The 26321-nt window shown below is 71.8% G+C and carries 24 protein-coding genes and 1 tRNA gene; 8 read left to right on the forward strand and 17 right to left on the reverse strand.

The genetic code is table 11. The features are described from left to right. Positions 1–51: 51 nt before the first annotated feature. From Voc01_RS47530 to Voc01_RS47545, 4 genes are all read right to left on the reverse strand, one after another. Positions 52–1230, reverse strand: coding sequence for a ComEC/Rec2 family competence protein (locus Voc01_RS47530; RefSeq protein ID WP_203934403.1), 1179 nt, complete (start codon positions 1228–1230; stop codon positions 52–54). Between the two features lie 12 nt (positions 1231–1242). Continuing rightward, positions 1243–3045, reverse strand: a complete 1803-nt coding sequence (locus Voc01_RS47535) for a gluzincin family metallopeptidase (protein WP_203934404.1) — start codon at positions 3043–3045, stop codon at positions 1243–1245. Then, complete coding sequence (locus tag Voc01_RS47540; protein ID WP_203934405.1) at positions 3042–3428, reverse strand: hypothetical protein; 387 nt, start codon at positions 3426–3428, stop codon at positions 3042–3044. The genes Voc01_RS47535 and Voc01_RS47540 overlap by 4 nt, the downstream gene beginning before the upstream one ends. Before the next feature lie 65 nt (positions 3429–3493). After that, a complete protein-coding gene (locus Voc01_RS47545; protein WP_239161019.1) occupies positions 3494–4789 on the reverse strand; it encodes an AI-2E family transporter in 1296 nt (431 codons plus the stop codon). Between the two features lie 78 nt (positions 4790–4867). On the opposite strand from Voc01_RS47545, the gene Voc01_RS47550 reads away from it, so the two are divergent. Further along, complete coding sequence (locus Voc01_RS47550; protein ID WP_203934406.1) at positions 4868–5209, forward strand: GroES family chaperonin; 342 nt, start codon at positions 4868–4870, stop codon at positions 5207–5209. 64 nt (positions 5210–5273) lie between these two features. Here the strand turns inward: Voc01_RS47550 and Voc01_RS47555 are convergent, their stop codons facing one another. Both Voc01_RS47555 and Voc01_RS47560 read right to left on the reverse strand, forming a co-directional pair. Beyond that, positions 5274–6647 carry a PrsW family intramembrane metalloprotease gene (locus Voc01_RS47555; RefSeq protein WP_203934407.1) on the reverse strand — a complete coding sequence of 458 codons (1374 nt, stop codon included), beginning with the start codon at positions 6645–6647 and terminating at the stop codon, positions 5274–5276. A gap of 349 nt (positions 6648–6996) precedes the next feature. Beyond that, entirely contained in the window at positions 6997–7818 is an 822-nt protein-coding gene (locus Voc01_RS47560; RefSeq protein WP_203934408.1) for a methyltransferase domain-containing protein, read from the reverse strand. Between the two features lie 155 nt (positions 7819–7973). Here Voc01_RS47560 and Voc01_RS47565 point away from each other — a divergent pair, with 155 nt between their 5' ends. From Voc01_RS47565 to Voc01_RS47575, 3 genes are read left to right on the forward strand one after another with little or no spacing between them, the layout of a single operon-like run. Beyond that, the gene (locus Voc01_RS47565; RefSeq protein ID WP_203934409.1) at positions 7974–8432 is read left to right on the forward strand and encodes a MarR family winged helix-turn-helix transcriptional regulator; all 459 of its coding nucleotides are present in this window, start codon (positions 7974–7976) and stop codon (positions 8430–8432) included. 4 nt (positions 8433–8436) lie between these two features. Continuing rightward, positions 8437–9996, forward strand: coding sequence for an MDR family MFS transporter (locus Voc01_RS47570; protein ID WP_203934410.1), 1560 nt, complete (start codon positions 8437–8439; stop codon positions 9994–9996). 43 nt (positions 9997–10039) lie between these two features. Further along, positions 10040–10693: a hypothetical protein gene (locus tag Voc01_RS47575; protein WP_203934411.1), complete on the forward strand. Its 654-nt coding sequence runs from the start codon at positions 10040–10042 to the stop codon at positions 10691–10693. A gap of 166 nt (positions 10694–10859) precedes the next feature. Here Voc01_RS47575 and Voc01_RS47580 read toward each other — a convergent pair whose 3' ends face one another. From Voc01_RS47580 to ku, 3 genes are all read right to left on the reverse strand, one after another. Next, on the reverse strand, positions 10860–12095 hold the full coding sequence (locus Voc01_RS47580) for a cation:proton antiporter (RefSeq protein WP_203934412.1): 1236 nt from the start codon (positions 12093–12095) through the stop codon (positions 10860–10862). A gap of 18 nt (positions 12096–12113) precedes the next feature. After that, positions 12114–13070, reverse strand: coding sequence for a hypothetical protein (locus tag Voc01_RS47585; RefSeq protein ID WP_203934413.1), 957 nt, complete (start codon positions 13068–13070; stop codon positions 12114–12116). Positions 13071–13182: 112 nt separating this feature from the next. After that, positions 13183–14154, reverse strand: a complete 972-nt coding sequence (gene ku / locus Voc01_RS47590) for a non-homologous end joining protein Ku (protein ID WP_203934414.1) — start codon at positions 14152–14154, stop codon at positions 13183–13185. 91 nt (positions 14155–14245) lie between these two features. Here ku and ligD (Voc01_RS47595) point away from each other — a divergent pair, with 91 nt between their 5' ends. Together ligD (Voc01_RS47595) and ligD (Voc01_RS47600) are read left to right on the forward strand one after the other, a co-directional pair. Continuing rightward, positions 14246–15184: a non-homologous end-joining DNA ligase gene (gene ligD / locus Voc01_RS47595; RefSeq protein ID WP_203934415.1), complete on the forward strand. Its 939-nt coding sequence runs from the start codon at positions 14246–14248 to the stop codon at positions 15182–15184. After that, on the forward strand, positions 15177–16079 hold the full coding sequence (gene ligD, locus Voc01_RS47600) for a non-homologous end-joining DNA ligase (RefSeq protein ID WP_203934416.1): 903 nt from the start codon (positions 15177–15179) through the stop codon (positions 16077–16079). The genes ligD (Voc01_RS47595) and ligD (Voc01_RS47600) overlap by 8 nt, the downstream gene beginning before the upstream one ends. A gap of 15 nt (positions 16080–16094) precedes the next feature. Here the strand turns inward: ligD (Voc01_RS47600) and Voc01_RS47605 are convergent, their stop codons facing one another. Then, positions 16095–16637 carry a leucine-rich repeat domain-containing protein gene (locus Voc01_RS47605; protein WP_203934417.1) on the reverse strand — a complete coding sequence of 181 codons (543 nt, stop codon included), beginning with the start codon at positions 16635–16637 and terminating at the stop codon, positions 16095–16097. A gap of 18 nt (positions 16638–16655) precedes the next feature. Continuing rightward, positions 16656–16729 (reverse strand) — tRNA-Thr (locus Voc01_RS47610). Positions 16730–16807: 78 nt separating this feature from the next. Between Voc01_RS47610 and Voc01_RS47615 the strand changes: the two genes are divergently transcribed. After that, positions 16808–18625: a metallophosphoesterase family protein gene (locus tag Voc01_RS47615; RefSeq protein WP_239161020.1), complete on the forward strand. Its 1818-nt coding sequence runs from the start codon at positions 16808–16810 to the stop codon at positions 18623–18625. On the opposite strand, the gene Voc01_RS47620 is transcribed toward Voc01_RS47615, so the two are convergent. Then, positions 18622–19455, reverse strand: coding sequence for a PSP1 domain-containing protein (locus Voc01_RS47620; RefSeq protein WP_203934418.1), 834 nt, complete (start codon positions 19453–19455; stop codon positions 18622–18624). The two genes, Voc01_RS47615 and Voc01_RS47620, sit on opposite strands and share 4 nt — an antisense overlap. A gap of 167 nt (positions 19456–19622) precedes the next feature. Between Voc01_RS47620 and Voc01_RS47625 the strand changes: the two genes are divergently transcribed. After that, the gene (locus Voc01_RS47625) at positions 19623–21188 is read left to right on the forward strand and encodes a hypothetical protein (protein WP_203934419.1); all 1566 of its coding nucleotides are present in this window, start codon (positions 19623–19625) and stop codon (positions 21186–21188) included. A 167-nt stretch (positions 21189–21355) separates the two neighbouring features. Here the strand turns inward: Voc01_RS47625 and Voc01_RS47630 are convergent, their stop codons facing one another. The 5 genes from Voc01_RS47630 to tmk form a co-directional block, all read right to left on the reverse strand. Further along, positions 21356–22048, reverse strand: a complete 693-nt coding sequence (locus Voc01_RS47630; protein WP_203934420.1) for a hypothetical protein — start codon at positions 22046–22048, stop codon at positions 21356–21358. Then, the gene (locus tag Voc01_RS47635) at positions 22048–22353 is read right to left on the reverse strand and encodes a hypothetical protein (protein ID WP_203934421.1); all 306 of its coding nucleotides are present in this window, start codon (positions 22351–22353) and stop codon (positions 22048–22050) included. Before Voc01_RS47635 ends, Voc01_RS47630 begins: the two co-directional genes overlap by 1 nt. A gap of 11 nt (positions 22354–22364) precedes the next feature. Beyond that, positions 22365–22682, reverse strand: a complete 318-nt coding sequence (locus Voc01_RS47640) for a YbaB/EbfC family nucleoid-associated protein (protein ID WP_203934422.1) — start codon at positions 22680–22682, stop codon at positions 22365–22367. 113 nt (positions 22683–22795) lie between these two features. After that, positions 22796–23986, reverse strand: coding sequence for a DNA polymerase III subunit delta' (locus tag Voc01_RS47645; protein ID WP_203934423.1), 1191 nt, complete (start codon positions 23984–23986; stop codon positions 22796–22798). 70 nt (positions 23987–24056) lie between these two features. Beyond that, entirely contained in the window at positions 24057–26291 is a 2235-nt protein-coding gene (gene tmk / locus Voc01_RS47650) for a dTMP kinase (protein ID WP_203934424.1), read from the reverse strand. Positions 26292–26321 lie beyond the last annotated feature (30 nt).

Raw genomic sequence — 26321 nt, forward strand, 5'->3', positions numbered from 1 at the left:
GGCGGGGAGGGGCGTTGTGCCACACGGATCCCGGGAAACTGACGCAGGACGCTAGGTAGCGACGGTCACCTCCTTCCACAGGCCCTGCGGGTGCGTCCGCACCCCCTCGAACGCCGCCTCGTCGAGCGACGAGACCACCGTCCGCGGCGCCTTCAGCAGGGAGTCGACCAGTTCCTTCTTGGGAATGTGCGCCCAGCGCTCGATCAGCCGCACCGACAGCAGCGACGTGACCCCGCGGAACACGTCGCTCGCCACCTCGACCGGCGTGCCGTTGTGGCTGCCGTGGTGGCTGATCTTGTAGAGGGTGGTGCGCCCGAGCAGCGACCGCACGTCGGCGTCGTCGAGCAGTGGGCGCCAGGCGCCCCACTGGGCGTCACCCGGAAACAGCAGCAGCGCCTCACCGACCTGCAGCAGGAACATCACGCTGGTGTTGTTCACCGCGCGGTCGAGCAGCGACGCGGCGGTCAACGTGTCGACCGGCTCCTCGCGGAACGACTCCAGCAGCTTGTCGTCGACCGCGAGGTGCGGGTGCCGGCGCGCGAAGTCGGTCGCCGGAACGGCGAAGCCGGGAAAAAGGTCGGTTGGCGCGGACACCCCGGCGACGGCCGCGTTCAACCATCGCTGGCCCTTCGGCGGGTCCATCACGGCGAGGTGACGCGGGTCGCGCGGCGGCCCGAGAAAGTAGACGCACCCGCCCCGCACCCCCGGAAGCGGGTGCGCCTTGGCGCCCTGCGCCGACACGTACCGCCGGCGGGGCTGGCCGGCGAAGCCGTTCTGCAGCACCCACATCGCGTCGTCGTTGCTGAGCGAGTTCATCACGAACGCGGCCCGCTCGTCGTCGCCGCCGGCCGCGAAGTGCCCGTGCAGCGTGAGCGCCGCCGCCTGCTGGCGGTTGCGCAGGGCCACCGCGTCGGCGTCCTCCGGATCCTCGACCCAGGGCAGCCACACCTCGCCGACCTCGACGTCGTGCCAGCGCTCGTTGTCGAAGCCGGCGATGTGGTCGCGGTGGCGGTGGGTGGCGACCACGACGTCGAGGCGCGGCCGGTCGTCGGAGTCGGCGGCCACGGTCGCGATGATGTCCTCGACGACCGTGTCGAGGGCATGCACGCTCGCGCCGTGCATGTGCACACCGCAGTCGATCAGCATCCGCCACGGCCGGCCGCGCCGCGGCACGGTCACCAGAAAGGCGTCACCGAAACCGACGTTGTACATCCGCACGGTCGCGACCACGACGGCCCTCCCTCAGAACGCGCTGTCGATACGGGCGAAGTTCAACGACTGCGTGACCCGCGACCCGGCCTCGACCCACGGCACGAGCAGGTCGTGGCCGTCGAACTGGGCGACCCACTGCCGCACCGCGGCCATCCGTGCCACCCCACCGTCGGTGGCACCGGTCGCGTTCGGGTCGGTCGGCACGGGCTTGGTGATGACGTGCCGCACGCGCCCGGTCGCGTCGGCGACGACGGTCGCGCCGCCCCGCAGCGGCACCCCGCCCAGCGCGGCACCGAACTTGCGCTGCACCTCGGCCGGAACCGAGTGCAGGTACCGCACGGCGACGTCGACCCGCAGCTGCCCGTTGGCACCGTGCCGGAACGCCGCGTGGAACCCGTCGACCTTGATGCGCCCCGGCCCGGTGAGCCCCAGCTTTGCCGCGTTCGCCTGCGCGTACTGGTGCAGCTTCGCCGCCGCCCACGCCGGGTCGAACACCGGCTTGGTGGCCTGCGCCTCCCCGCGCCGCTCGCGGAACCCGACGGCCGTGTCGAGCACCAGCGCGTTGATCACGTCGCGGTCGATCGGTGGGAGACCGAGGTCGGCCGCGTCGGGCCACGACAGGGCCTCGTCGGCCAGCGACGACACCGCCGACGGGTAGATGCCGCGGCGCCGGAAGCCCTCGATGAGCGCGGCGCGCAGGCCGTCTTCGTCGCTCGGGTACAGGTCACGGTCGGCGGTGACGATCGACCGCAGGAAGTCGCTGAACGTGACGTCGACCGGCGGCAGGTACTGGAACGACCGGATGCACATCGTGAGGATCCGCTGCGCCGCCCGGCGCGCCTCGGTGGAGACCCGACGCACCAGATCCGGATGCAGAGCGCCCTCGGGCAGCACCCCGGACCCCGCGGTCGCGATGCGCAGCAGGTCGGCGATGCCGGTCTGGTAGGCGGTGAAGAAGCCGTCGAAGATCGCCGCCACCAGGATCGACCCGCGTCGGTGGGGCTCGAACGTCCGGTTGATCAGCGCCGGGTCGGGCGGTTCGCCGATGGCACTGCGCAACGCGCGTCCCATGCCACTGCCCTCACCGAACTGCTCGGCCAGGTCGACCAGCGGGGTGCGGGTGGTGAGGTCGGTGCGGTTCTGCTGGATGTACCGGTCGACGATGTCGGGCAGCGTGAAGTGCTGGAACAGCGCGACCGCGTCGGCGAACCCCTCGTGGAACGCGTACACGTCGAGGTTCGTCGGGTCCTTGTACCGCTCGCGCAACCGGTGCACCAGCGCGTGCGTCGCCTCGTGCACGATGATGTCGTGCGACAGGCAGGTGAACACGGTCTGCCCGGGTAGGTTGCGGCCCGGGTTCTTCTCGTCGGCGCGGAAGTACCCGAACTGCAGCGTGCCGTCCATGTCGGGGTCGAACATCGCGTTGCGGCCGCGGAACGCGTGCGGGAACGCCCGCAGCCGCTTGTCGCCGCGCCACCGGAACCGGCGACCCAGCGCCCGCTCGAAGTTCTCCAGCAGCGCGCTGATCACCGCGTAGACCATCTGCTGGTGGAACCGCGGGTCGCGCTCGCTCGGCGGCAGCCCGTCGAGGAGCAGCACGCGCGGATCGTCGAGGTTGACCGGCTCGTAGTAGCAGCCGGCGACGCTGTCGTAGTCGATGACCTGGATCAGCTCGCCGCTGGGACCGGGACGCAGCGGCTCGTACGGCACCGAGATCGTCGTCGTCTCCTGGCCCGACAGCCGCGCCACCATCGGGTCGAACGCGTACACCTGCAGCGGACGCCGGTCGGGCTCCGGGTAGCGGGCGAGAGCGTCCTCCGCGACCGGGCTCACTTGAGCCCGCTCACCGCACTCTTGATCAGCTCGGTGAGCTTCTCGGAGTTCGGGTTCTCCAGACGCGTCGAGCCGTCCTTGTCGATGAACAGCACGGTGCCGCGTCCCAACGTCTTGTCTTTGGTGATCTTGATCTGCTCCTCGCGGGCGTCGATCACCATGCCCGGCTTCATGTCGTCCAGGAAGCTCTTGACGGCCTTGGCCAGCGCGACCACCGCGACGGCGCCGAGGATGATCGGCACCACCGCGATGCCGTGCGCCGGACCCGCGGGAATGGCCGCGTCGGCACCTTCCTGCTTCAGGCGGTACAGGGCCTCGTCGGCGTCGGGGTCGCTGGGCTCGAAGCCGTCCCAGCGGAATTCAACGGTGGGCTCGTCGACCATGGCCGACAGAGTAGCGACAGGGTGCCGGTCCGTAGGGTCCCGGAACCGACACTCCCGGGCGCTCCTTAGGGTGCTTCCGACGCGACGACCACCGAATCGGGTGGTGCCTCCTTGCGTTTCAGGACCAGGAAGCGCACGGCCGTGTTCAGCACCGCGATGATCGGGACGGCCACCAGCGCGCCCATGATGCCGGCGAGCACGACCCCCGCCGCTATGCCCACGATCACCGCCAGCGGGTGGATCGCCACCGCCCGGCCCATGATCAGCGGCTGCAGCACGTGGCCTTCGAGCTGCTGCACCGCGATCACGATGATCAACGCGATCAGCGCCTGCCACGGTCCGCGCTCCACCAGCGTGACCAGCACCGCGACCGCTCCCGACAGCGTGGCACCGACGATCGGCACGAACGCGAACAGGAACACCAGCGCGGCGAGCGGGAACCACAGGGTCACCTTGAGGAAGTACAGACCGATGCCGATGCCGAGCGCGTCGATGAACGCGACCAGCACCGTCGCCCGCACGTAGGCGCCGAGCGTCGCCCACGCGGCGACGCCCGCGTCGTGCACCTGCTCCTCGGCCCTCCGCGGGAAGATCCGCACCAGGAACCGCCAGATGCGGTCGCCGTCGCGCATGAAGAAGAACGTCGCGAAGAGCACGAGGAAGAACGCGGCCAGCGCCTCGATGGTGGCGGTGGCGGTGGACTGCGCGGTGCTGACGAACCGGCCCTGGTTCTCGGTGAGCCAGTTCTGCGCGGTCTCGATCGCGTTGTCGATCTGCCTGGTCTCGAGCTTCAGGGGACCGTCCTGCAGCCAGTCGCGCACCCGCGTGGCACCGACGGTGGCGTTGCGGGAGAGCACGTCGAACTTGTCGACGATCTGCGTGACCACCAGCGTCAACGTGCCGATCACCGCGGCCAGCCCGGCGACCAGCACCAGCCCGGCCGCCAGCGACGGCGGGAACTTCGCCTTGACCCGCAGGAACCGCACCAGCGGCCCGAGCAGCGCCGACAGCAGCAGCGCGATCGCCAGCGGGATGACGACGTGCGACAGCCGGCCGACCAGGTAAAGCACCCCGGCCAGCGCCACGGCCAGGATGATCAGCCGCCACGCGTAGGCGGCGGCGATGCGCAGCTCCTTGGAGACCTCGGAGTCGTCGCGGCTCGACACCGACGGTGCCGTGGCGATGGGCGGATCGGCACGCACGCCGTTGCCCGACTGCGGACTCTCCACCGCCTGCTTCGCGATGATCTCGGGACCACCGAGGGCCTCGACGCTCGCCTCGCGCTCACGTTCCCGCATGGTGGCCCGGGTCGCCGAGTAGAAGCGCCGGAAGCCCGAACCGACCCGTTGCAACCGGCCCACTTGTCCCCCTTAACCAGCGGCTTCTCGCCGCGTTCACCGTAGCGTGCCCAGGAAAGGCGGCGGTGTACCGTCACTGCCGTGAGTCACCCTGACGATTCCTCCGAGAACGGACTGCCCATCCGTCTCCTCCACGATCGAATCCTGGTCCGCCTCGAAGGTGCCGAGGGTGAGCGCCGCTCCTCGGCGGGAATCGTCATTCCGGCGACGGCGTCGGTGGGCAAGCGGCTGTCGTGGGCCACCGCGGTCGGCGTCGGCCCCAATGTGCGCATGGTCGTCTCGGGCGACCGCGTGCTGTTCGACCCCGACGAGCGCTCGGAGGTCGAACTGCACGGCCGCGACTACATCCTGCTCCGCGAACGCGACGTCCACGCCGTGGCGGCGAGGCGCGTCGAGAACGACGCGACCGGCCTCTACCTGTAGGTTCCGGCCTCTATGGGACCGGCGTGAGCGCCGCACATAGCTGGTTTGTCGCCGGGGGAGGCGACTAGCGGTAGGTCGGGTAGCCGTAGCCGGGCGCCTGTGGCGCCAGCCGCACCGGTACGGGCACCACGGGCTGCTCGGGTGCCGGAACCGCCCGGATGACCCCGTCGGGGAACGCGACCTGGTACTGCCGCCCGTCCCAGAGAGCCTGTGGAGCGGCCGGGTCGCGGCCGGTGAACACCCGCCGGTACGCGCTGATCGAGTCGAGCAGGCGGCGCTCCTCGGCGAGCGTCGACTCGAGGTCGTTCGGCCCGACGTTGAGACCCCGCCACATGCCGTCACGCAGGAGCGCGAGCCGGGTGAGGTCGAACTGGTAGGCGCTCATCGCCTTGGCGCCCTCCGGTCCGGCCACCCGCTTCGCCCACTGCCGGGCCGACAGCCGCCGCCCGATCGTGCCGAGCGCGGCGACCTCCGGCGGCGACAGCCAGCCCGCACGCACGTACTCGGGCAGCACCCGCTCGGCCAGGCGACCCTCGCCGGCCCGCAGCCACAACGAGTAGCCGACCATCCCGAGGAAGATCGGGATCATCACCGCGAAGTAGCCGTACAGGAAGACCAGCGGCTCCTCGGTGACCTGCACCAGCACCGACATGCCGTTCCACGCCCCGTGCAGGATCATCGCCGCCAGCAGTCCGGCGAGCGGCGCCAGGATCCGGATCCCCTTCGACGGAGACCGCACGGCGATGCCGAGCCCGATCGCCGACATCGAGGTGAACAGCGGATGGGCGAACCCGCTCATCAGGATGCGGGCGAAGAACAGCACGACCACGCCCTGCGCACCGGCGACGACCCCGCCCTCCTCGGCCGCGCGGGCGTAGCCGAGCCCACCCAGGTACAGGATGTTCTCGACGAACGCGAAGCCGGTGGCCGACAGGCCGCAGTAGACGATCGAGTCGATGGTTCCGGAGAAGACCCGCGGGCGGCGCAGGAACAGCAGCAGCGGACCGAGGAACTTCATGATCTCCTCGATGACCGGCGCGCACACCACCGTGACGAAGTGCTCCGAGATGTCGTTGCGCTCGAGCAGCCAACCGACCCCGGTGTTCACCAGCAGCGCGACGAACGTGGCGACGCAGGCACCCCACGCGAAGCAGAACGCCAGGTACTTGACCGGCTCGGGCTCGTACCGGTCGAGCCAGAGAAACGCGTAGACCAGCAGCGGCACCGGAATCACCGCGCTGACGATGCCGACCGCGAGCGCCGCCGGTCCGATGTTCACGCCCACGAAGATCAGCAGCGCCAGACCGCACAGCCCGATGAACGCACACAGGCTGATGAGCTGGAGCAGCCGCTTCCACTGCATGGTCTTCGGCGGCTTGGGCGCCGCCGCCCAGGCCTGCGCGGCGGTGTCGAACTCGACGTGCGCGCCGGCGGGCATCAGCCCGGTGCCCTGCGGCGCACCGCCCGGATATGCGGCGGCGGCCGGTGCACCGGGATAAGGCTGAACCGGCGGCGGGGGCGCCGGGTACGGCTGCCCGGAGGCCGGCGCGCCCGGATACGACTGGCCCGAGGCCGGCGCGCCCGGATACGGCTGGCCGGAGGCCGGCGCTCCCGGATAGGCCGGGGTCGGCGCGCCGGAATAGGGCTGGCCTGAAGCCGGCGCACCCGGAGGCGCGGAATCTGGTGACCCGGGTGGTGGCCCAGCGGCCGGCCGCCCCCAGGGGGACTCGGGCGAGGGCGGCTCACTCATGCGGCCAGCCTACCGACGCTCCCCCGCCGCCGCCGTCTCAGCTGCCCACGGTGCCGCGGGCGACCCAGATCGTCAGGACCGCGAGGAACTCGTCGCGGACGCCGGCGTTCTCGATCGCGGCGAACCAGGTGTCGCGGATGGACTCGGGCACCAGGCCGGCCTCGGGCGGAACGGCCGCGTTGAACATCGGCAGCACGAACCCGATCTGTGACGGGTGGGTGAAGTAGCAGACCACCGGGATCGCCGTGACGTCGCGCAGGCCCGCCCGGACCAGCCGGCGGCGCAGGGTGCGGCCCATCCCGGTGTGGTGCGGCTGGCCCTGGTTGGCGAAGTGGGCCCGGACGGCGTCCATGAGGTCGGCGGGCAGCCCGTCGACGGCCAGCGACTCCCAGTCGGTGTCGACCAGGCACATCCGCCCGCCCGGCCGGGTGACCCGGGCCAGCTCGGCGATGGCCCGGTCGGGCTCGGCCAGGTGCTGCAGCACCCGCTCGCAGCGCACGCCGTCGAACGTCGCGTCGGGGAAGTCGAGCCGGGTGACGTCGCCGGTCAGGTACCGGACGGTGCCGCCGTCGTGCCGGTCGGCGGCAGCGGCCACGGTGGCGGCCGAGTAATCCAGTGCCACCACGTCGGCGCCAGCCGCGGCCAGTTCGCGGGCCACCTCGCCGGCGCCGCATCCCGCGTCGAGCAGGTGCCGGCCCGGTGCCGGGCTCAACGCGTCCCACGCGACCCGCCGGACCCGCTGGATCTCGGGGTTCGCGGCCATCGACTCCAACGCGCCGATCAACAGGGACGCCATCGGCGCCGACAGGTCGTCGAGCCGGGAGAACGAGGGCGTGCGGGCAAGAGGCTCGGGAATCACCCGGCCATTCTCAGCCGGTGGGACCCGTACCGGTCCAGTGCTGAGCGTGGTCGTTCTTCCGACAACCGGCTACGTGATCTGTATCCCGTTGCGGATGGGCGTCTCGCGGTTGGATGCTTGTGTCAAGCAAGTAATGACGGTGAGGGAGATCCGAGATGACCGGCGACGAGCTCGACGAGTACGCGGCGATCAGCCGCGAGCTCGGTCAGTTCATGCGCCGCATGACGCGGATGCAGAGCCGGCGGGCCGATCCCGACGGTCCCGCGCTCGACCGGGCCGCCTTCCAGCTCCTCCACCGGCTCGTGGCCGACGGCCCGGCCCGGCTGTCCACCCTGGCTGGCGACATGGTGGTCGACCTGTCCGTGGTGAGCCGGCAGGTCGCCGCACTGGAGGCCGAGGGCCTGGTGGTTCGCACGCCGGATCCGGCCGATCGCCGGGCGAGCCTCATCGCCGCGTCGGATGCTGGAACTGACCTCTTCAACCGTAAGCGTGCGCGCTTCCAGCAGTGGTTACGCACGATGCTGTCCGACTGGACCGAGCGGGAGCGGGCCGACTTCGCCCTGCTGATGCGGCGGTTCAACGCGGCCATGGCAGCCCACGACGAGGGGAAGTAGAAACATGGTGACCACGACGTTGAGCCGTCGGCAGCTCTGGCTGCTGATGGCGGGCCTGATGACGGGCATGCTGCTCGCGGCGCTCGATCAGACCATCGTGGGAACGGCTCTCCCGACGATCGTCGGTGAGCTCGGCGGCATCGAGCACTACTCGTGGGTCGTCACCGCCTACCTGCTCGCGTCGACCGCGTCGACGCCGCTGTACGGCAAGATCAGCGACCTCTACGGCCGGCGACCGGTGCAGCTGTTCGCGCTCGCCATGTTCCTCATCGGCTCGGCGCTCGCCGGGTTCTCGCAGGACATGACCCAGCTGATCATCTTCCGCGGCATCCAGGGTCTCGGCGCCGGCGGCCTGATGACGATGGCGTTCACGATCATCTCCGACGCCGTGCCACCCCGGGAGCGGGGCCGCTACCAGGGGCTCTTCGGTGCCGTGTTCGGCCTCTCCTCGGTGGTCGGCCCGCTGGCCGGCGGTTACTTCGCCGAGCACGACTGGCGCTGGATCTTCTTCATCAACCTGCCGCTCGGCGTCGTAGCGATCGCGCTGTGCGCGGTGGTGCTGAAGGCGCTGCCGGTCCACCGCCGCGAGCACAGGATCGACTGGTGGGGCGCGCTGCTGCTGGTGAGCGGCGTGAGCTCGCTGCTGCTGGCGCTGTCGTGGGGTGGCACCGAGTACGCCTGGGGCTCGGCGACGATCATCGCGTTGTTCGCGGCCGCCGCCGTGCTGCTGGCCGGTTTCCTGGCGGTCGAGACGCGGGCGAGCGAGCCGATCCTGCCGCTGCGGCTGTTCAAGGGGAGGTCGTTCTCGCTGGCCACCGCCGCCACGATGGTGCTCGGGTTCGCGATGTTCGGCTCGATCATCTTCGTGCCGCTGTACCTGCAGATCGTCAAGGGCGCGACGCCGACCGAGTCGGGGCTGCTGATGCTGCCGATGATGATGGGCATCATCGGTGCGTCGATCGTCGCCGGACGGGTCATCAGCGCGATCGGCCGGTACAAGTGGTTCCCGGTCGCCGGCACGGCACTTATGGCGTCGGGACTGGCGCTGTTCGTCGGGCTGCATGTCGACACGCCGCTCTGGCGGGCGTTCATCTACATGGCCGTGATGGGCGCGGGGCTGGGCATGGCCATGCAGCCGCTGGTCCTGGCGGTGCAGAGCGGATTGGACCCGCGTGACATGGGCGCCGGCACGTCGACCGCGACGTTCGCCCGGTCACTGGGCGGTGCCCTCGGCGTGGCCGTGCTCGGCGCGCTGATGAACAACCGGCTGTCGGCCGAGCTGCCTTCGGGCGGAAGCGGCGGCCCGATCTCGATCAACGAGCCGTCGAAGATCCTCGCGCTGCCCGACCAGGTGCGGGAGCTGATCCAGGAGGGCTTCGTCGCCGCGCTGCACCCGGTGTTCCTCACCGCCGCGGTGGTCACCGTGCTGGCGGTGGTCCTGAGCCTGCTCCTGCCCAACCACGAGCTGGCGGGCGGTCGTCCGGCCGCGCCGGGCAGCGACGACGACGCGGACGCCGAGGCCGAACGGGCGGCGGCGAAGGCCGAGGCCTCGGCGGTCGTTTAGGGGGTTTGCCGGGCGTCGAACGAGATCGCCTATTGTCGTTGGGGTGTCCGGCGCGCTCTTCCCACCCGGCTCCGCCCGCCGAACGAAGCGGGCGGTGCTGCTGACCGTCGCCGTCCTGCTGCTGGCGACGGTCATCTGCGGTGGTGGCGCCGTACTCGCGGCGAACATGCTCGGCCTCACCGGCTGCGAGCCGAAGCCCCCGTACGTCAGCGCCGTCCAAAACGACGCGCGCCGGGTCGCGTCGCTGCTACCGGCGCTCGCGAGCGGTAACCCGACCGGCACGCCCGCCGGAAGCGCGGCGCCGTCCGGTAGCGCGGCGCCGTCGGGAAGCGCGGGACCGTCGGGCAGCGGCGGCCCGTCCGGGAGCGCGGGCAACGGCAGCGCCGACGCTGGGCCGGGCGGCATCGCCACGGTCCACTACCACTTCCGTGACTCGGCGCCGCACACCTGCCCGCAGATCGGCGTGATCGGCACCGTCCACGAGGGCTTCGCCCAGCTCACGCCGGAGCGTGCCGAGGCCCTCCGCGGGCTGCGGTGGACGCCGGCCGACGCTCCCGCGGTCCCGACCGATCTTCAGCAGTTCGCCCCGGCGAACGCGGCCTGGCAGACGAACGCCGACCTCGACAAGGCGACCGGCGCCACGATCCTGTACGACCCGGCCTCCCGCACGGTCTACTTCCGCATCCGCACCGACTAGCAGCCCCTTGCCGAGCCCGCCCGCCGGGCCCGCCCGCCGATCTTGCAGTTGTGGCCGCACCTATGTGGTGACATGTCGTGCTTTAGATGGGGCCACAACTGCAAGTATCGGCGCCGCGTCGGCGATCACCGCGGCGCGGCGGAGCTCATCCCGCGGCCGAACGAGGCTAAGTGACCGATTCGTCCGGGGTGCGTTCGTGACGGCGGTCGAGGCGCTGCATGACCGGGGTCGCCGACACGCCGTGGACCACCACCGACACGATCACCACGAAACCCACCAGCGACCACAGCGCCTCGGCCTCCGTGAACGTGGCCGCCGCGGTGGCGTACGCCAGGTAGTAGAACGAGCCGATCCCGCGGATGCCGAAGAACGCGATCACCGCATGCTCGCCCTTCGAACCCGGTGACCCGCGCAGCGACAACCAGGCCGCCAGCGGCCGGAGCACGAACAGCAGCACCAACCCCACCGCCACCAGCTGCCAGGTGAGCGCCGACAACAGGCCGTTGACCACCGCGCCACCGAACAGGAGCAGCAGCAGGACGGTGAGCAGCCGCTCGACCTGCTCGGCGAAGTCGTGCAGCACCTGGTGGTAGTGGTGGGTCCGCTCCGACGAACGGATCATCACCGCGCAGATGAACACGGCCAGGAACCCGTACCCGCCGGCCAGTTCCGTGACCCCGTACGCCAGGAACGTCACCGCCAGCGCGACGAAACCCTCCGCGTGCTTGGCCAGCCGCACGGCGTCCTGCGAGGCGCGGAAGAACAGCCGACCGAGCAGCCACCCGATGCCCAGCCCGACGAGCAAGCCGACGGCCAGCTTGTAGAAGACGTCGACCGCCACCCACTTGACCAGGCTCTCGTTCAGCGCGAGCGTGATCGCGGCGTACACGAACGGGAACGCGAGCGCGTCGTTCAGCCCCGCCTCCGACGTCAGGGCGAACCTGACCTCGTCTTCGGAGTCCTCGTCCTCGGTGGGCTCGCCGACCTGCACGTCGGAGGCGAGCACCGGGTCGGTCGGAGCCAGCGCCGAGCCGAGGAGCAGCGCCGCCGCCGGGGTCAGGCCCGCCCACCACCAGCCGAAGACCGCCGTACCTGCGATCGTGACCGGCATCGCGATCGCGAGCAGCCGCCAGGTCGACGACCAGCGATGCCAACCCAGTGGACGGTCGAGCTTGAGCCCGGCGCCCATCAGCGCGACGATCACGCACACCTCGGTCAGGTGCTCGGCGACCACCTTGTGCTCGAGCGGATCGGGCACGGGCAGGTCGAGCGGCAGCGCGAAGATGAGCATGCCCAGCCCGAGAAACGCCACCGGCAGCGACAGCGGTCGCCCTTCCACCAGGCGCGGCAGCAGCCCGGCGAGCAACGCCGCTATGCCCGCGATCGCAAAGGCGAGATCCACGGGTAACTAGGTCCCCATTCAACCGTCGACGAAACGGCCGATCGCCTCGATGTACTGCTGCGGGCTCGGGGTGGAGTAGATGTGGGTCGCGCCGACCGGCACCATCTTCGGACATTTCATGATCTCGCCCGAGATATGCGCCTCGTGGATGAGCCGGCCGGTGCGCGCCTCGTACAGGCGCACGGCGAACTCGCCCCGGTACATCGGCAGGTTCGTCGGCTCGGGCCGCGACCGGTCGTTGTACGGGCACTCCTTGATCGCGCCCTCCGGCTCGCCTTCGAGGTCGACACAGGCCACCGCCTGGATCTCGCCCGGGTTGGCCGACGTCCAGGCGCCCGAGAACCCGTTCCTCGCGTCGTAGATCTCCGGGACCGTGCTCCACTTGCCGCTGAGCTGCACGTTGTAGTCGGTGTCGAACACGACCGTCGGGTGCGGCCCACTGCCCTTGTACGCCGGCGCGTCGGGAAAGACCGTGCCCTCGCAGGCGGGCGCGAACCCGGCGGCGCTGAACGGCAGGTCACTGCTTTCGGGACCGAGCGAGCGGACCACGAGCCAGGCGACGAGCGCCACGGCCACCGCGCCGGCACCCGCGACCAGGATCAGCCGGCGCGGACTCCGCCCGGCCGGCGCACCCTCGTGGGCGCTGACCCGGGCGAAGACCTGTGCGGCCAGCGGGTCGAGCCGGTCGGGCCCGACGCCCTCCGCCACCGGCTCCAGGTCGGGCGGCAGCGGGCGGCCTTCGATGAGCGCCTGGTCGATCGCCTCGGCCCAGCCGACGGCGGCGGTGACCAGGTTCTCGCGCAGCCGGTTTCCGCTGAGGATCGTCCGCCGGGTGGCGGCGAGCTGGGCCGGGTCGAGCTGGGTGAAGACAGCGACGCCCTCGGCGAGACGGTTGTCGGCGCTGCCGTCGCCCGGCACCGCGCCCCGCGCGAGTGCTTCGACGAGCCGGCAGGCGATCGTTGCGGATCGTGCCAACCGTACTGCCGGCTCCATTTCATGACTCCTGAGGCGTGCTGGGATCAACGCCCCAAACATATCCGCGATCTTGGACCGTTCGGCAGCCGTCAGCCGCGAACTTCCCGTGAGTTCACGCAGACTTCCGTGCCCTGGTCGTTTTCTTCGCCGGCTTGGCCTCGTCTGCCTTGGCGGTGGTGGCCTTCTTCGCCGGGGCCGCCTTCTTCGCGGGAGCGGCCTTCTTGGCCGGTGCCGCCTTCTGCGCCGATTTCTGGGCGGACTTCGCGGCGCTGATCGGCGTCGTGCCGTCGTCACCCCCGCTCTCACCGCGCGCGGTGCGCGCGCGTTCGACGGACGCCCGCAGCGCGGCCATCAGATCGACCGCGGCCGACGGCGGCGCCTCGGCCTCCTCCGGCTGCACGACCTCGCGCCCGGCCGCCTTGGCGTCGATGACCTCCTGCAACGCCTCACGGTAGTTGTCGGAGTACGAGTCGGGCTCGAAGTCGGCCGCCATCGACTCGATCAGCGAACCCGCCATCGCCAGCTCGGCCGGCCGGGCCTCGATGTCGTCGCCGAGGAACTCGAAGGTGGGTTTGCGCACCTCGTCGGGCCACAGCATGGTGTTGAGGACCATCACGCCGTCGCGCACGCGCAGCGTCGCCAGCTGCTCACGCTGACGCAGGGCGACCTTGACCACCGCCACCCGGTCAGTGCGCTCCAGCGCGTCGCGGAGCAGCACGTACGGCTTCGCCGCCGACTTGTCGGGCTCCAGGAAGTACGACTTGTTGTAGTAGATCGGGTCGACCTGCTCGGCCGGCACGAACTCCAGCACGTCGATCGCGCGGCTCGTGGTGAGCGGCAGGTCGGCGAAGTCCTCGTCGGTGAGCACGATGATCTCGCCGCCACCCAGGTCGTAGCCCTTGGCAATGTCGTCGTACGACACCTCCTCGCCGCAGACCTGGCAGGTGCGCTTGTACCGGATGCGGCCGCCGTCGGTGCGGTGCACCTGATGGAAGCGGATGTCCTTCTCCTCCGTGGCCGAGTACAGCTTGACGGAGATCGACACGAGCCCGAAGGAGACCGCGCCCTTCCAGATCGCCCGCACCCCGAACTCCCCTCACCAGCCGGTTCCCCGACCCAGAATCCCATCCGTTTCCCCAGGATGCGAGGCCTATGGGCGATCTATCGTGAACAGCGTGCCCGGCACGCCGTACCCACCGATGCTCGCCACGGCCGGTCAGTTGCCGGTCGGCGGCGCCTGGGCGTATGAGTTCAAATGGGACGGCGTGCGCGCGATCGCGCAGGTGTCGGGCGGCTCGGTGCGGCTGTTCGCCCGCAAGGGCCCGGAGATCACCGTCGCCTACCCGGAACTGGCCGGGCTCGGGGCTGCCCTCGGACACGACGCCGTCCTCGACGGCGAGGTCGCGGTGCTCGACGAGAACGGCCGGCCCTCGTTCCGGGCGCTCGCCGAACGCTTCCACGTGCGTGACGCGGCCCGCGCGGCGCGATTGTCGCGCTCACTCCCGGTCACCTACATGATCTTCGATCTCCTGGAGCTCGACGGCGTCGAGCTCTGCGGCGAGCCCTACACCCGACGGCGCGCACGCCTCGACGACCTCGGCCTCGCCTCCGAGCGGTGGCTCGTGCCGCCGTCGTTCGACGACGGCGAGGCCATGTACGCCGCCGCCCAGGAGAACCGGCTGGAGGGCGTGGTCGCGAAGCGGCGCACGTCGGTCTACCGGCCCGGGCTGCGCAGCCCCGACTGGATCAAGGTGAAGGTCGAACGCACCGGCGAGTTCGTGGTCGGCGGGTACCGGCCCGGCGCGCGGGCGCTGGGCGCGCTGCTCGTGGGCGTCCCCGGCGCCGACGGCCTGGAGTTCCGCGGCCGGGTGGGCGGCGGCATCTCGGCGGCGTCCGAGCGGGAGCTGCTGTCGGTGCTCGGGCCGCTGATCGCGCCGTCGCCGCCGTTCGCCACCGCGATCCCCCGCGAGGATTCGCGCGGTGCGGTGTGGGTACGGCCGGAGGTCGTGGTGGAGCTGAAGTTCGCCGAGCGCACGGCCGACCGGCGGTTGCGCTTTCCGCGCTTCCTGCGGCTGCGTTCGGACAAGGACCCCGGCGAGGTGATCGATGAATGACCGGATGCGGGTGCGGGTCGGCGACGTCGAGCTGGTGCTGTCGAACCTCCAGAAAGTGCTGTACCCGGCGGCCGGGTTCACCAAGGGCGAGGTGATCGACTACTACACCCGGATCTCGCCGTACCTGCTGCCGCACCTGAGCGACCGCGCGCTGACCCGCATCCGGTTCCCCAACGGCGTCGACGGCGTGAACTTCTTCGAGAAGAACCGCCCCCAGGGCACCCCCGACTGGGTGCGGCTGTCGACGTTGCCGGTGCCCGGCTCGACGAAGGTCGACCGGGAGACCATCGACTTCGTCGTCTGCGACGACCTGCCGACGCTGGTGTGGCTGGCCAACCTCGCCTCGCTGGAGCTGCACACTCCACAGTGGAAGGTCGGGGCCACCGGTCCGGACCTGCTGGTCGTCGACCTCGACCCCGGGCCGCCGGCCGGCCTGGCCGAGTGCTGCGAGGTCGCCTGCCTGATGCGCGACCGCCTGGCGCTCGACGGCATCGACGCCTACCCGAAGACGTCGGGGAAGAAGGGCATGCAGCTGTGCTGCCCGGTGGCCGGCACGCAGACGTCGGAGGAGGTCTCCGGCTACGCGAAGCGGGTGGCCGAGGAGCTGGCGCGATCCCACCCTCGACTGATCACCGCCCGCATGACGAAGAGCCTGCGCCCGGGCAAGGTCTTCATCGACTGGAGCCAGAACGCGGCCGCCAAGACCACGGTGACGCCCTATTCGCTGAGAGCCCAACCGAGCCCGACGGTGAGTGCGCCGCTGACCTGGGACGAGGTCGAGGCCGGTCAGGTGGCGGCCACCGAACTGACGGCGCCGGTGGTGCTGGAACGGGCCGAAGAGTGGGGCGACCTGCTGGAACCGCTCCTGGAGCCCGGCACCGAGGTGCCCGCGTAGCCGCGGCGCCGAGACTCAGCGGTTGACCACGGCCGGGTCGACGCCGCGCGGGAGCCTGCGCAGCGGGTTTCCCTTCAGCCCCAGGTACCGCAGCTTCCGGAGCCGGGACACCGAGTTCGGAAGGTACGTCAGCCGGTTGTTCATCAGGTCCAGCATGGTGAGGTCGGTCAGCCGCCCGACCGACTGCGGCACGGCCGTCAGACGGTTCTCCGCCACCTTGAGATACGTCAGGTGCGACAGGCGGCCGATCGTCTCGGGTAGGTCACCGAGGCGGTTGAACGCCAGGATCAGGTCCACGAGGCCGGTCAGGCTGTCGATCGCGTCGGGCACGGCGGTGAGCCGGTTGAAAGCGAGGTTGATCGTCTCCAGCGACGTCAGCCGCAGGACGACGTCGGGCACGGCGACCAGGTTGTTCTCACTCAGGTCAAGGTGCGTCAGGCGGTCGAGGTCGCCGATCCGGTCGGGAACCACGCTCAGACCCATCCCGGACAGGTCGAGCGACGTGCCACCGGTGGCCAACGCCTCCGCGATCCGACCATCGACGTTGGCGGGCCTCATGTGGGCCTCGTGTATACGAGCCTCCTGACGGAATCGAACCGTCGACCTACGCATTACGAGTGCGTCGCTCTGACCGACTGAGCTAAGGAGGCAACGGCTACACAGTCTACGCGACCCCTCCAGCGGTCGGTCGAGGGGTTTACCGCATCGGTGGCGGTAGGTTCTCAAGCGTGACTTCCCCGGTCCCGGACGATCCTGATAGCACCGACGACGCGGAACCGCTACGAACGGGCCCGCTCACGGCGGGCGCCGACCAGAGCCTCGGCGGAGCCGCGACCGGGGGCGGCCACGCGCCGGCGCCCGACGCCGGTGACCGGCCCGGCCGGCCGAAGAACCTGACCTCCGACGAGCTCGGCTACACCCGCCACGGACCGGTGCCCTGGCTCAGCCCCGGCCTGCTCGCCGGCACGGCGGTGCGCGTGGTGCTGGCCGAACTGTTCGGCGCGTACCTCGACAAGCGCGAACTGCAGAGTGGACTGCCGGCGAAGCTGTACGAGGAAGGCGACGGCGACCTGTGGTTCGACTACGTGGCCGACCTCGGCGACGGGTTCGACGCCACCTACACGATCGCCTACCTGCTCGGGCAGCCCGAGCTGACGGTCGACGGGGAGACACTGCCGCGCGCGGACGTGCTGGTGATGGGCGGCGACCAGGTGTACCCGACCGCGAGCGGGCGCCAGTACCAGGACCGGTTCGAGGGGCCGTACCGGTCGGCGTCCCCGGAGGTGCCGCCCGGGCGGGCCGAGCCGTCCCTGTACGCGCTGCCCGGCAACCACGACTGGTACGACGGGCTCACCGCGTTCCTGCGGCTGTTCGCCCGCGCCGAGGCCAGCCACGTCGGCGCCTGGCACACCCGGCAGCAGCGGTCGTACTTCGCGCTGCGACTGCCGCAGCGGTGGTGGCTGATCGCGATCGACGTGCAGTTCGGGGCGTACCTCGACGAGCCGCAGCTGACCTACTTCCGCACCGTGGCCGAGCAGATCCAGCCCGGCGACCGGGTGATCCTGTGCCCACCGAAGCCCGACTGGGTCGAGGGCGGGCACGCGCCGACGGCGTACGACACCATCGACTACTTCGTCCGCAAGATCCTGACGCCGCGCGGGGCCGACATCCGGATGATGATCGCCGGCGACATGCACCACTACGCGCGCTACTCGTCCGGCGACCGGGAACTGATCACCTGCGGAGGTGGCGGGGCCTACCTCTACCCGACCCACCGCCTGCCGGACACGCTGACCGTGCCACCGGCCCGAAGCCGGGTGCGCAACGCCAGTCCCAAAAAGATCTTCGACCGGAAGGAGACGTTTCCGTCGGCGGCCACGTCGCGACGGTTCGCGTGGGGGATCTTCGGCCGGCTGCAGCGGCGCAACTTCGGGTTCGTCACGATGATCGGCCTCGTGCACCTGCTGCTGATGCTGGCGTACAGCAACGCGATGCAGCGGGTCGACAGCGGCGTGACGCGCAGCCTCGTGACGATCCCGCTGGTCGTGATGATCGTGGTGGTGCTCGGAGCGACCGTCGCGTTCGCCATGCCGTCCAACGGTGAGGAACGCGGGCTGAAACACTGGCTGCTCGGCAGCGGACACGGCCTCGCCCACCTGGCCCTCGGCTACGGCGGCGCGCGGCTGTGGCTCGCACTACCGCTGCACGACTGGACGTTTCCGCTGCCGCTGCTGGGCGCGCTGGTGACCTACCTGCCACCGGCGATGCTGGCGTCGAGCCTGCTCGTCGGCCTCTACCTGCTGGTGGCGAGCAGCGCCGACGTCAACGTCAACGAGCTGTTCGCGGCGCAGGGGATCGTCGACGCCAAGTCGTTCCTCCGGATGCACATCGCCCGCGACGGGACCCTGACGATCTACCCGATCGGGATCGACCGCGTCGGCCGGAAGTGGCGCGCCAACCCGGACGCGGCACCGCACGAGCCGTGGATCGAGCCCGCGTCGCCGATCGGATACCGCCTGATGGACGGTCCGATCCGGATCGGCTAGTTGTACTTCTCGTCGTGGGCCTTGCGCGGGCCGCACACCGACGCGCGGCTGCAGGCGCAGCGGGAACCGTCGGCGTCCATGCGGACGATCACGGCGTCACGCGGAACCGAGTGACCGACGACGCGCCCGTCGCCCTCCGGCGTGGACACGCGGGTGCCGACCGCCGGCGCGGCCGCCTGGAAGCTCTGGTACAGCGGGTGCTCGTACTTCAGGCAGCACATGAGCCGCCCGCACGCGCCCGAGATGCGCAGCGGGTTCAGCGGCAGGTCCTGGTCCTTCGCCATGCGGATCGTCACCGGCTCGAAGTCGGTGAGGAACGTGGCGCAGCACAGGTCGCGGCCGCACGAGCCGATGCCGCCCTGCACGCGGGCGGAGTCGCGGGCGCTGAGCTGGCGCAGCTCCACGCGGCAGTGCAGGGTCGCGCCGAGGTCGCGCACCAGCGACCGGAAGTCGACCCGGTGCGGCGCGGTGAAGTAGATCGTGGTGCGTGGACCCTGGCCGGCGCCGGTGTCGAGCACGTGGTCGATCGCGACGACCTTCATCGGCAGGTCGTGCTCGCGGATCAGCTTCTTCGCCGCGACCTTCGCCTCGGCCTTGCGCTTGCGCAGCAGCTCGTCGCGCTTGAGGTCCTCGTCGGCGGCGATGCCGAGCAGGCGCGGCGGGTCACCCGCGTCGTCGACCCACTGCGGTGCCCACACGCACTCGGCGACCTCGGGACCGTCGTCGGTCGGCACCAGCACCTTGTCGCCGACGTTGGGGCGGAACTCGCCCGGATCGAAGTAGTACAGGCGGCCGTACCGGTTGAAGCTCACCGCGCAGAGCATCGCCATCGGCACACTGTAGCTCCGCTTTGATCGGCGCCCAAGAGGGGCGAAATCGGGCGTATCCGTTTTTTTAGGTGGATCGTTGTTCATGCGGGGACCTCTGCGTAACTCCCCTCCGCCACTCGTCGTTGGTGCCCTCGAACCGCTGCCGTCAACGGACGAGGAGCTTCTGCATGAGCAACGCGCTGTCCCGAAGGATTCGATCGGCCTCCGTCGCGGTCGCGGCGCTGGCGGCGGCGGTCGCGCCCGGCCTGGCCGTCGCGCCCGCGGCGGCCGCGCCAGCCGCGCCGCAGAGTGGCTGTGCCGGCTTCAGCGCCGCGGCCGCCGGTGACCTCGTGACGCTGCGCCTGCTCGACCTGCGCCCGCTCGGCCTCGCCCTCCCCCCGACGGTGGACCTCACGCTGGCCAGCAGCCGGGCCGGGTTCTCCGGCAGCGCCGGCCAGGCCGCCGCGCAGGGCCGCTACGCGGAGGGCAGGGTGCTCGGGTTCGCCCCGCCGCTCGGTCCGCTCGACGCGACCGCCCACCGCATAGCGCCGCCCGCCGCCGAGCCGCTCGCGGTCAACCCGGGCCGCCTCGCCCTGGGTCCGGCCCGGGCCGGCACCGGCAACCTCACCGCGCGGTCGGCGTACGGCACGCCCGGTCGGTGCGACACCGCCGCCGGCGTCGACTCCGAGTCGACCGCGGCGCTGACCGATGCGGCGGTGCTGCCCGGCCGCCGTCCGCTGGTCCAGGCCGCGGACAACTTCACCACCGGGACCCGCACCGGCTTCGTCCGCCACCGCGGTGGAACCGGCGCCGAGGCGGTCAGCAGCGGCGGCCTCACCAACCTGGCGATCTTCGAGGCGCTCCGGGTGCGCGTGTTCAACCCGGTCTCGCTGCGGGTGGTGGCGAGCGGGTCGGCCGCGTCGTCGGTGGTCGACTACCAGTCCCCGATCATCGCGCTCGACCTGCCCGACGGCCGCGAGGTGAAGCTCGACCAGGCCAACCGCTCCTTCGACATCGCCCTTCCGGGACCGGCGGGCACGCAGCCGATGCCGGGCATGCCGATGCTGCCGAACAACACCCTTCCCGACCTGCTGAACGCCGTGCCCGGGGGCGCCGCGGCGGTGCCGGTGCTGGGCAAGGTACTGGAGAGCATCCAGAGCGGCGGGCAGACCGGTGTGCCGGAGAGTGCCGGGTCGGCCAAGGCGCCCAACGTGCCCGGGTTGCCGGAGATGGCCGGCGTGCCGGCGGTCGGCGGCCTGCTCGGCGGCACCGGCCGGCTGGCCACCACGCCGACGCAGACCTCGCTCGTCCTGCGCCTGACCGGCGGAGAGCTCGCCAAGGAGGTCACCGACTCGGGGGTGCACGCGAAGGCGATCTCCCTGCGGGTGAAGCTGCTCGTGGTGCGCGGCGAGGGCATCACCACGCTGGTCGACCTGGCGATCGGCGTCCTGGAGGCGGCCGCGACCGCTCCGTCGGCCGCGCCCGTCGAGGGCCGCGACAACGGCAACGGCAACGGCAACGGACCGACCCGCGGCAACGCCGGCTACGGCGGCGGCGAGGAGCCCGACGCACCGCCGAGCGCGTCGGCCAGTGCCCCCGCGCCGGGTGGCGACGCGCCGAGCGGAGGCGGCAGCCGCCTCCCGGTGACCGGCACCGCGCTGAGCGCCGCCGTCGGCGCCGGGGTGGTGCTGCTCCTGGCGGGCCGGTTCCTGCTGCTGCTCACCCGTCGCCGGACCGACCCGCCGCTCGCCTGACGGTCTCCCCCGACGGTCTCCCCCGACGATCTCGCCTGAGCATGACGGCACACGGCGCCGCTGTGCCCGCCGCCACGGTGAGCCAGCCGTGAGCCGGCGGCGGGCCGGCGGTGCATGCGGCGCTCCCCCGCGCCGCGAACGTTCCCAGTCGCCCGTAGCCGCTGTGGTCAGACGGCGGCGCGGGTGGCGGTGCCGGTGCGGCCGATGGGGTCGGTGGCAGGACGGAACGGCAGGTCGGTCAGGCGACCCGCCCACCGTTCCAGCACCTCCTCGGCTGCGCCGGCCTGCCGGTCGGCGACCGCCAGGACGACCGCGCCGATCGTGGCGGCGGCCGGCCCGGCCCGGCCGGGCTGGTCCGGGCCGCCCGGCGAAGGCGTGAGGACCCGCACGGCCTCCATCGACCCGAGCGCCGTGGCCACCTCGTGCGCGAGATCGCGCCGGGCCGACCGCATCCAGCCGGCGACGTCGTCGAGGTAGGACGCCGTGGCTGCCAACCGGCCGGCGAGCCCCGGCGCGTCGGCCGCCACCTCGCCGCCGAGGTGCCCGCCGAGTGCCGCCCATCGCTGGCCGAACGCGGCGGCCGCGTCGCCCTCCCAGGTGGTCGCCGCAACCGCGGCGCCCAGATCGGCCCGCTCCTCCACGTAGGCCTCGGCCCTCCCCCGCACCGCGGCACCCGCGGCCACGACCCGCTCGGGTGCCAGCGCGCAGAACGCGTCGAGCACGTCGCCGGGCAGCGCGCCCACCCGCCGCAGGAGCGGCCAGACCGGGTGGTCGGCCGGCGCGCCGCCGGCGGACAGCACCGTGTCGACCCGGCTCAGCAGGTCGCGCCCGGGTCCGGCCACGCGATCGAGGACGTCCATCACGGTCCCTCGATCTCGTTCCGGGACCGGGCCGCGGCGTCGGCTTGCCCGTACCGGGCGGCCGCCGTGCGCAGCAGGTCGGCCGCGTCGACCAGGCGGGCGCCGTGTGCGGCGGCCTCGCGCTCGCGCCCGCCGAGGGCCGCGCTGCAGCCCTGGTGCAGCATCCGCCCCACCGCGCCGAGCCGGCCGGGCTGGTCGGCGCCGAAGGCCGCGGCGCCCGGATCGGTGTCGGCCAGCGCTCCGGCCCCGGCCGCGAGCCGGTTGCCAGCGCCTTCCAGCCTGTCTGCCAACTGACCGATGCGCACGCCACCCTCCCCTACGCCAGCGGCTGATACTCGCCGAACGTCTCCGCCTGCAGCTTCTTCCGGGCCCACGCCGCCGCGTCGGCGGCGGCCGTGACCGCCTCCCGCACCGACCGCGACACGTCGGAGCTCGTGCGACCCGCCAGCGAGCCGACCCGGACGTCCCTGATCGTGCCGTCGGCGGTCACCACGACCTCGACCAGACCATCGGGCGAGTGCACGGTGACGTCGATCGACCGGGCCGCCCGCTCGAACTCGTCCGCCCGTTCCTCGATGCGGCGGTACCGCTCGATCGCCTCCTCGATCCACGCTTCGTCGATCTCGCGACCCATGCGTTCGCCTCCAGAAGGTCCCGGTGCGAAACCGTACGGCACCGGAGGGTGACCGCGAAACCCCGAGTTCGAACCTGTGGACAACGCCGGCGACGCTTGTGGACAAACTCCGGTCAGCCGCGCCAGAGAGTGAGCATCATCGATTCAACGGCGATCCTGGGCTTGACGTTCTCGTCGATCGCCGTGCGGCACGCCAGCACCGCTTCCAGCCGCTTCAACGCCGAGTCGGGCGTCCACGCCTTCGCTGCCGCGGCGCTCTGTTCGGCGAGGTCGACGTGCACCGCCGACACCGGGGAATCCATCGTGCGGACGAGCACGTCGCGGTAGAAGCCGGCCAGGTCGACCAGGGCCCGGTCGAGCGCGTCGCGCTGGGCCCGGGTGGCGCGCGTCTTCTGGCGGCGTTCGAGGTCGTTCAACTGGCCCTTGGAGCCGCGGGCCGCGCCGGCCGCGCCCTTCCCGGTCCCGCCGGCGCCCAACGCCGTCTCGAGCGCGGCCTTCTCGCGGGCATCGAGCTCGACGGTGGCGTTCGCGGCCTCGGCCTCGGCGGCCGCGATCAGCGCCGACGCGGCGTCGAAGCAGGCGCCGATGCCGGTGAGCTTGCGCGGGATCGCGAGCACCGCGTCGCGTCGCTGCCGCGCCTGCGGGTCGTTCGCGAGCCGCCGCGCGCGCCCGACGTGACCCTGCGCGGCCGACGCCGCCCACGTCGCGCGGTCGGCGGGGATCCCGTCGCGCGACCGCAGCACCGACGCGACCGCCTCCGCCGGCGGCTGCCGCAGCGTGACCACCCGGCACCGCGACCGGATGGTCACCGAGATGTCGTCGGGATGGGTCGACGGCGTGCACAGCAGGAACACCGTGCGGGCCGGCGGCTCCTCGACGGCCTTGAGCAGCGCGTTGCCGGCCTGCTCGGTGAGCCGGTCGGCGTCCTCCACCAGCAGCACCTGCCAGCGGCCCTGCGTGGGCGCGCTGGCCGCCCGCAGCACCAGCGCCCGCATCTCGTTGACGCCGATCGACAGCCCTTCGGGTACGACGAACCGCACGTCGGCGTGGGTGCCGCCCAGGGTCGTGTGGCAGGCGGCGCACTCGCCGCATCCGCCGCGGGGGCACTGCAGGGCCGCGGCGAACGCCCGCGCCGCCACCGACCGGCCCGACCCGGGCGGACCGGTGAACAGCCAGGCATGGGTCATCGCGCCGGACTCGACGGGCTCGCCGGCGACGACCGCGGCGGCCGCCGCCGCGGCCCGGCTGAGAATGGCGACGGCGGGCTCCTGCCCGACCAGATCGGCGAACACCGGCGCACTCATGCGATCGCTCCGCTGCGCTCCGCGATGCATTCGCGAGCACTGAGTTGATGATTCGCTTGCTGACGCTCGCTCATACCCTGTTCTCCTCGGGTACGGGGAGCAGGGACCTGATGCGGTCGAGCACCACGTCGGCGACCCGCTCCGGATCGCGTTCGGCGTCGACCACCAGGTACCGCGCCGAGTCGGCCGCCGCCAGGTCGAGGAACGCGAAGCGCACGCGTTCGTGGAACGCCAGCGACTCGCTTTCGAGCCGGTCGGCGCCGCGCCCGCGCGACTCGGCCCGCACGAGGCCCACCGACGGGTCGAGGTCGAGCAGCACGGTGAGGTCGGGCTTGAGCCCGCCGGTCGCCCAGGCCGACAGCCAGGCCACCTCGCCGACCGGCAGGGTGCGCCCGGCGCCCTGGTAGGCCAGCGACGAGTCGACGTACCGGTCGCTCACCACGATGGCGCCCCTGGCCAGTGCCGGCCGCACGACCGTGGCGACGTGGTGCGCCCGGTCGGCCGCGTACAGCAGCGCCTCCGCCCGCGGGGCCAGCGCGTCGCCGTCGAGCAGCATCCGCCGGATCTGGGCGCCGGCCTCGGTGGCGCCGGGTTCGCGGGTCACCACCACGTCGCGCCCGGACCCGCGCAGAGCCTCGGCGAGCAGGCGCACCTGCGTCGACTTGCCGGCGCCCTCGCCGCCCTCGAACACTACGAACAGTCCGCGTGTCGCGTGCGGTTCGCCGGCGCTGAGCGGCCGGCCGCGCAGTGACCCCCAGAGGTCGGCGAGCACCGGAACACCCGGCTTGTCGTCCATCTGGCGCAGCGCCGCGATGCCGGCGATCACCCCGAGGACACCCGCGACCAGCAGCAGGATCCGGGTGGTCGACAGGTGCAGCGTGACGAACCCGAGGTCGATCGTCGGCCGTCCACCGGCGCCGACGAGCGTGCTCGACAGCGCGATGGTGAGCATGAGCACCACCCGCACGCCGGTCTGCACCACCGCGATGGCCCGGCCGCGCATCTCGTCGTCGACCTCCCCGCCGAGCAGCGTGGTGCCGCTCAGGAACGCCATCCCGGCACCGACGCCCACGAACAGCGTGAAGACGACCGCGAGCACCAGGTGCCAGGCGAGTCCGAGGAACACGACCGCGCCGGCGGCGAGCACGATCGACATCCCGAACCAGCGCCGGCGCGACAGGGCGCCGATCAGGCGCGGCCCGCCGACGATGCCCGACGCGAGACCGATGAACAGCATCGCGAACAGGATGAAGAACGTGGAGTCGCCGCCGTACAGCTCGCGCGCGTAGAACTGCGCGGTGCCGATGACGACGCCGCCGCCGGCGAACGCGCCGAAGATGCCGAGCACGAGACCGCGCACGAGCGGGGTGCGCCCGATGAAGCGCCAGCCGTCGACGAACTCCTTCAGCAGGCCGGGCCGGCGTTCGCGGTGCTGCGCCGACGGGCCGCCGCTGATCTCCTTGATGCCGAAGTACACGGTGCAGGCGGTGGCGAGGAACGTCAGGGCGTTGAAGTACAGGGCGATGTTCGTGGGCGCGGCCCACCCGGGGGTGTCGACCCGGCCGAGGGCCGTGGTGAGCAGCGCGAGCAGCAGGGCCGCGGCCACGGGGGTCAGGCCGTACGTGGTGGCCAGGCTGATCTGGTTCGCCGTCTCCAGGCGGGCCCGCGGGATCAGGTTGGGTACGGCGGCCTCCTTGGCCGGCGTCCACATCATCGAGACCGACTCGATCGCGAACGTCGCGATCGCCGCCCAGCCGACGATCAGCGCCGAGTTGTCGGTGACCAGCGTCGACAGCGGGATGGTGAGGAAGAACGCGAAGCGCAGGAGGTCGCAGACGGCCATCGTGAGGCGGCGGTCGAACCGGTCGGCGAACACGCCGGCGATCGCGCCGAACACGAGGGCCGGCAGCAGCCGCACCGCGATCACCGAGCCGAACGCGGCGCCCTTGGCGAGCGAGTCGTCGACCTGGTCGGCGGCGAACGTGGCGGTGGCGAGCAGGCCCAACCAGTCACCGAGGGCGGAAAGCCCCAGCACCACCCAGAGCCGGCGGAAGGCGCGGATGCGCAGGATCGTCTTGAGCTCGGCGATGCCGTTCAGGTGGTCCTGGTCGTCGGCCTGGCGGATCCGGCGGGTGGTCGCCTCGCTGTCGGGATCGTCCCGGATCTCAGGCTGGATCTCGGGCTGGATCTCGGGCGGCTCACCGGGCGCGAGGTGCGGCCAGTCACGACCGGTGCCTTCACCGGCCGGCTCGTCGTCGGTCCGTCCGGCGATGGCGGAACCTCCCCCCGGGGCTCGTCGCTGCATACTAGCGCCGGCGCCGGATACGGTGCTCGC

It is taken from the genome of Virgisporangium ochraceum, assembly GCF_016863655.1.
GTDB classification, from domain to species: Bacteria; Actinomycetota; Actinomycetes; order Mycobacteriales; family Micromonosporaceae; genus Virgisporangium; species Virgisporangium ochraceum.

What these genes read in the sequence shown, in the direction of transcription:
- Voc01_RS47540 (WP_203934405.1), bottom strand. Translation starts at nt 3,428, where the DNA reads ATGGTCGACGAGCCCACCGTTGAATTCCGCTGGGACGGCTTCGAGCCC.
- Voc01_RS47555 (WP_203934407.1), bottom strand. Translation starts at nt 6,647, where the DNA reads ATGCCCGCCGGCGCGCACGTCGAGTTCGACACCGCCGCGCAGGCCTGG.
- Voc01_RS47565 (WP_203934409.1), top strand. Translation starts at nt 7,974, where the DNA reads ATGACCGGCGACGAGCTCGACGAGTACGCGGCGATCAGCCGCGAGCTC.
- Voc01_RS47570 (WP_203934410.1), top strand. Translation starts at nt 8,437, where the DNA reads ATGGTGACCACGACGTTGAGCCGTCGGCAGCTCTGGCTGCTGATGGCG.
- ligD (WP_203934416.1), top strand. Translation starts at nt 15,177, where the DNA reads ATGAATGACCGGATGCGGGTGCGGGTCGGCGACGTCGAGCTGGTGCTG.
- Voc01_RS47605 (WP_203934417.1), bottom strand. Translation starts at nt 16,637, where the DNA reads ATGAGGCCCGCCAACGTCGATGGTCGGATCGCGGAGGCGTTGGCCACC.
- Voc01_RS47620 (WP_203934418.1), bottom strand. Translation starts at nt 19,455, where the DNA reads ATGGCGATGCTCTGCGCGGTGAGCTTCAACCGGTACGGCCGCCTGTAC.
- Voc01_RS47625 (WP_203934419.1), top strand. Translation starts at nt 19,623, where the DNA reads ATGAGCAACGCGCTGTCCCGAAGGATTCGATCGGCCTCCGTCGCGGTC.
- Voc01_RS47630 (WP_203934420.1), bottom strand. Translation starts at nt 22,048, where the DNA reads ATGGACGTCCTCGATCGCGTGGCCGGACCCGGGCGCGACCTGCTGAGC.
- Voc01_RS47640 (WP_203934422.1), bottom strand. Translation starts at nt 22,682, where the DNA reads ATGGGTCGCGAGATCGACGAAGCGTGGATCGAGGAGGCGATCGAGCGG.
- Voc01_RS47645 (WP_203934423.1), bottom strand. Translation starts at nt 23,986, where the DNA reads ATGAGTGCGCCGGTGTTCGCCGATCTGGTCGGGCAGGAGCCCGCCGTC.
- tmk (WP_203934424.1), bottom strand. Translation starts at nt 26,291, where the DNA reads ATGCAGCGACGAGCCCCGGGGGGAGGTTCCGCCATCGCCGGACGGACC.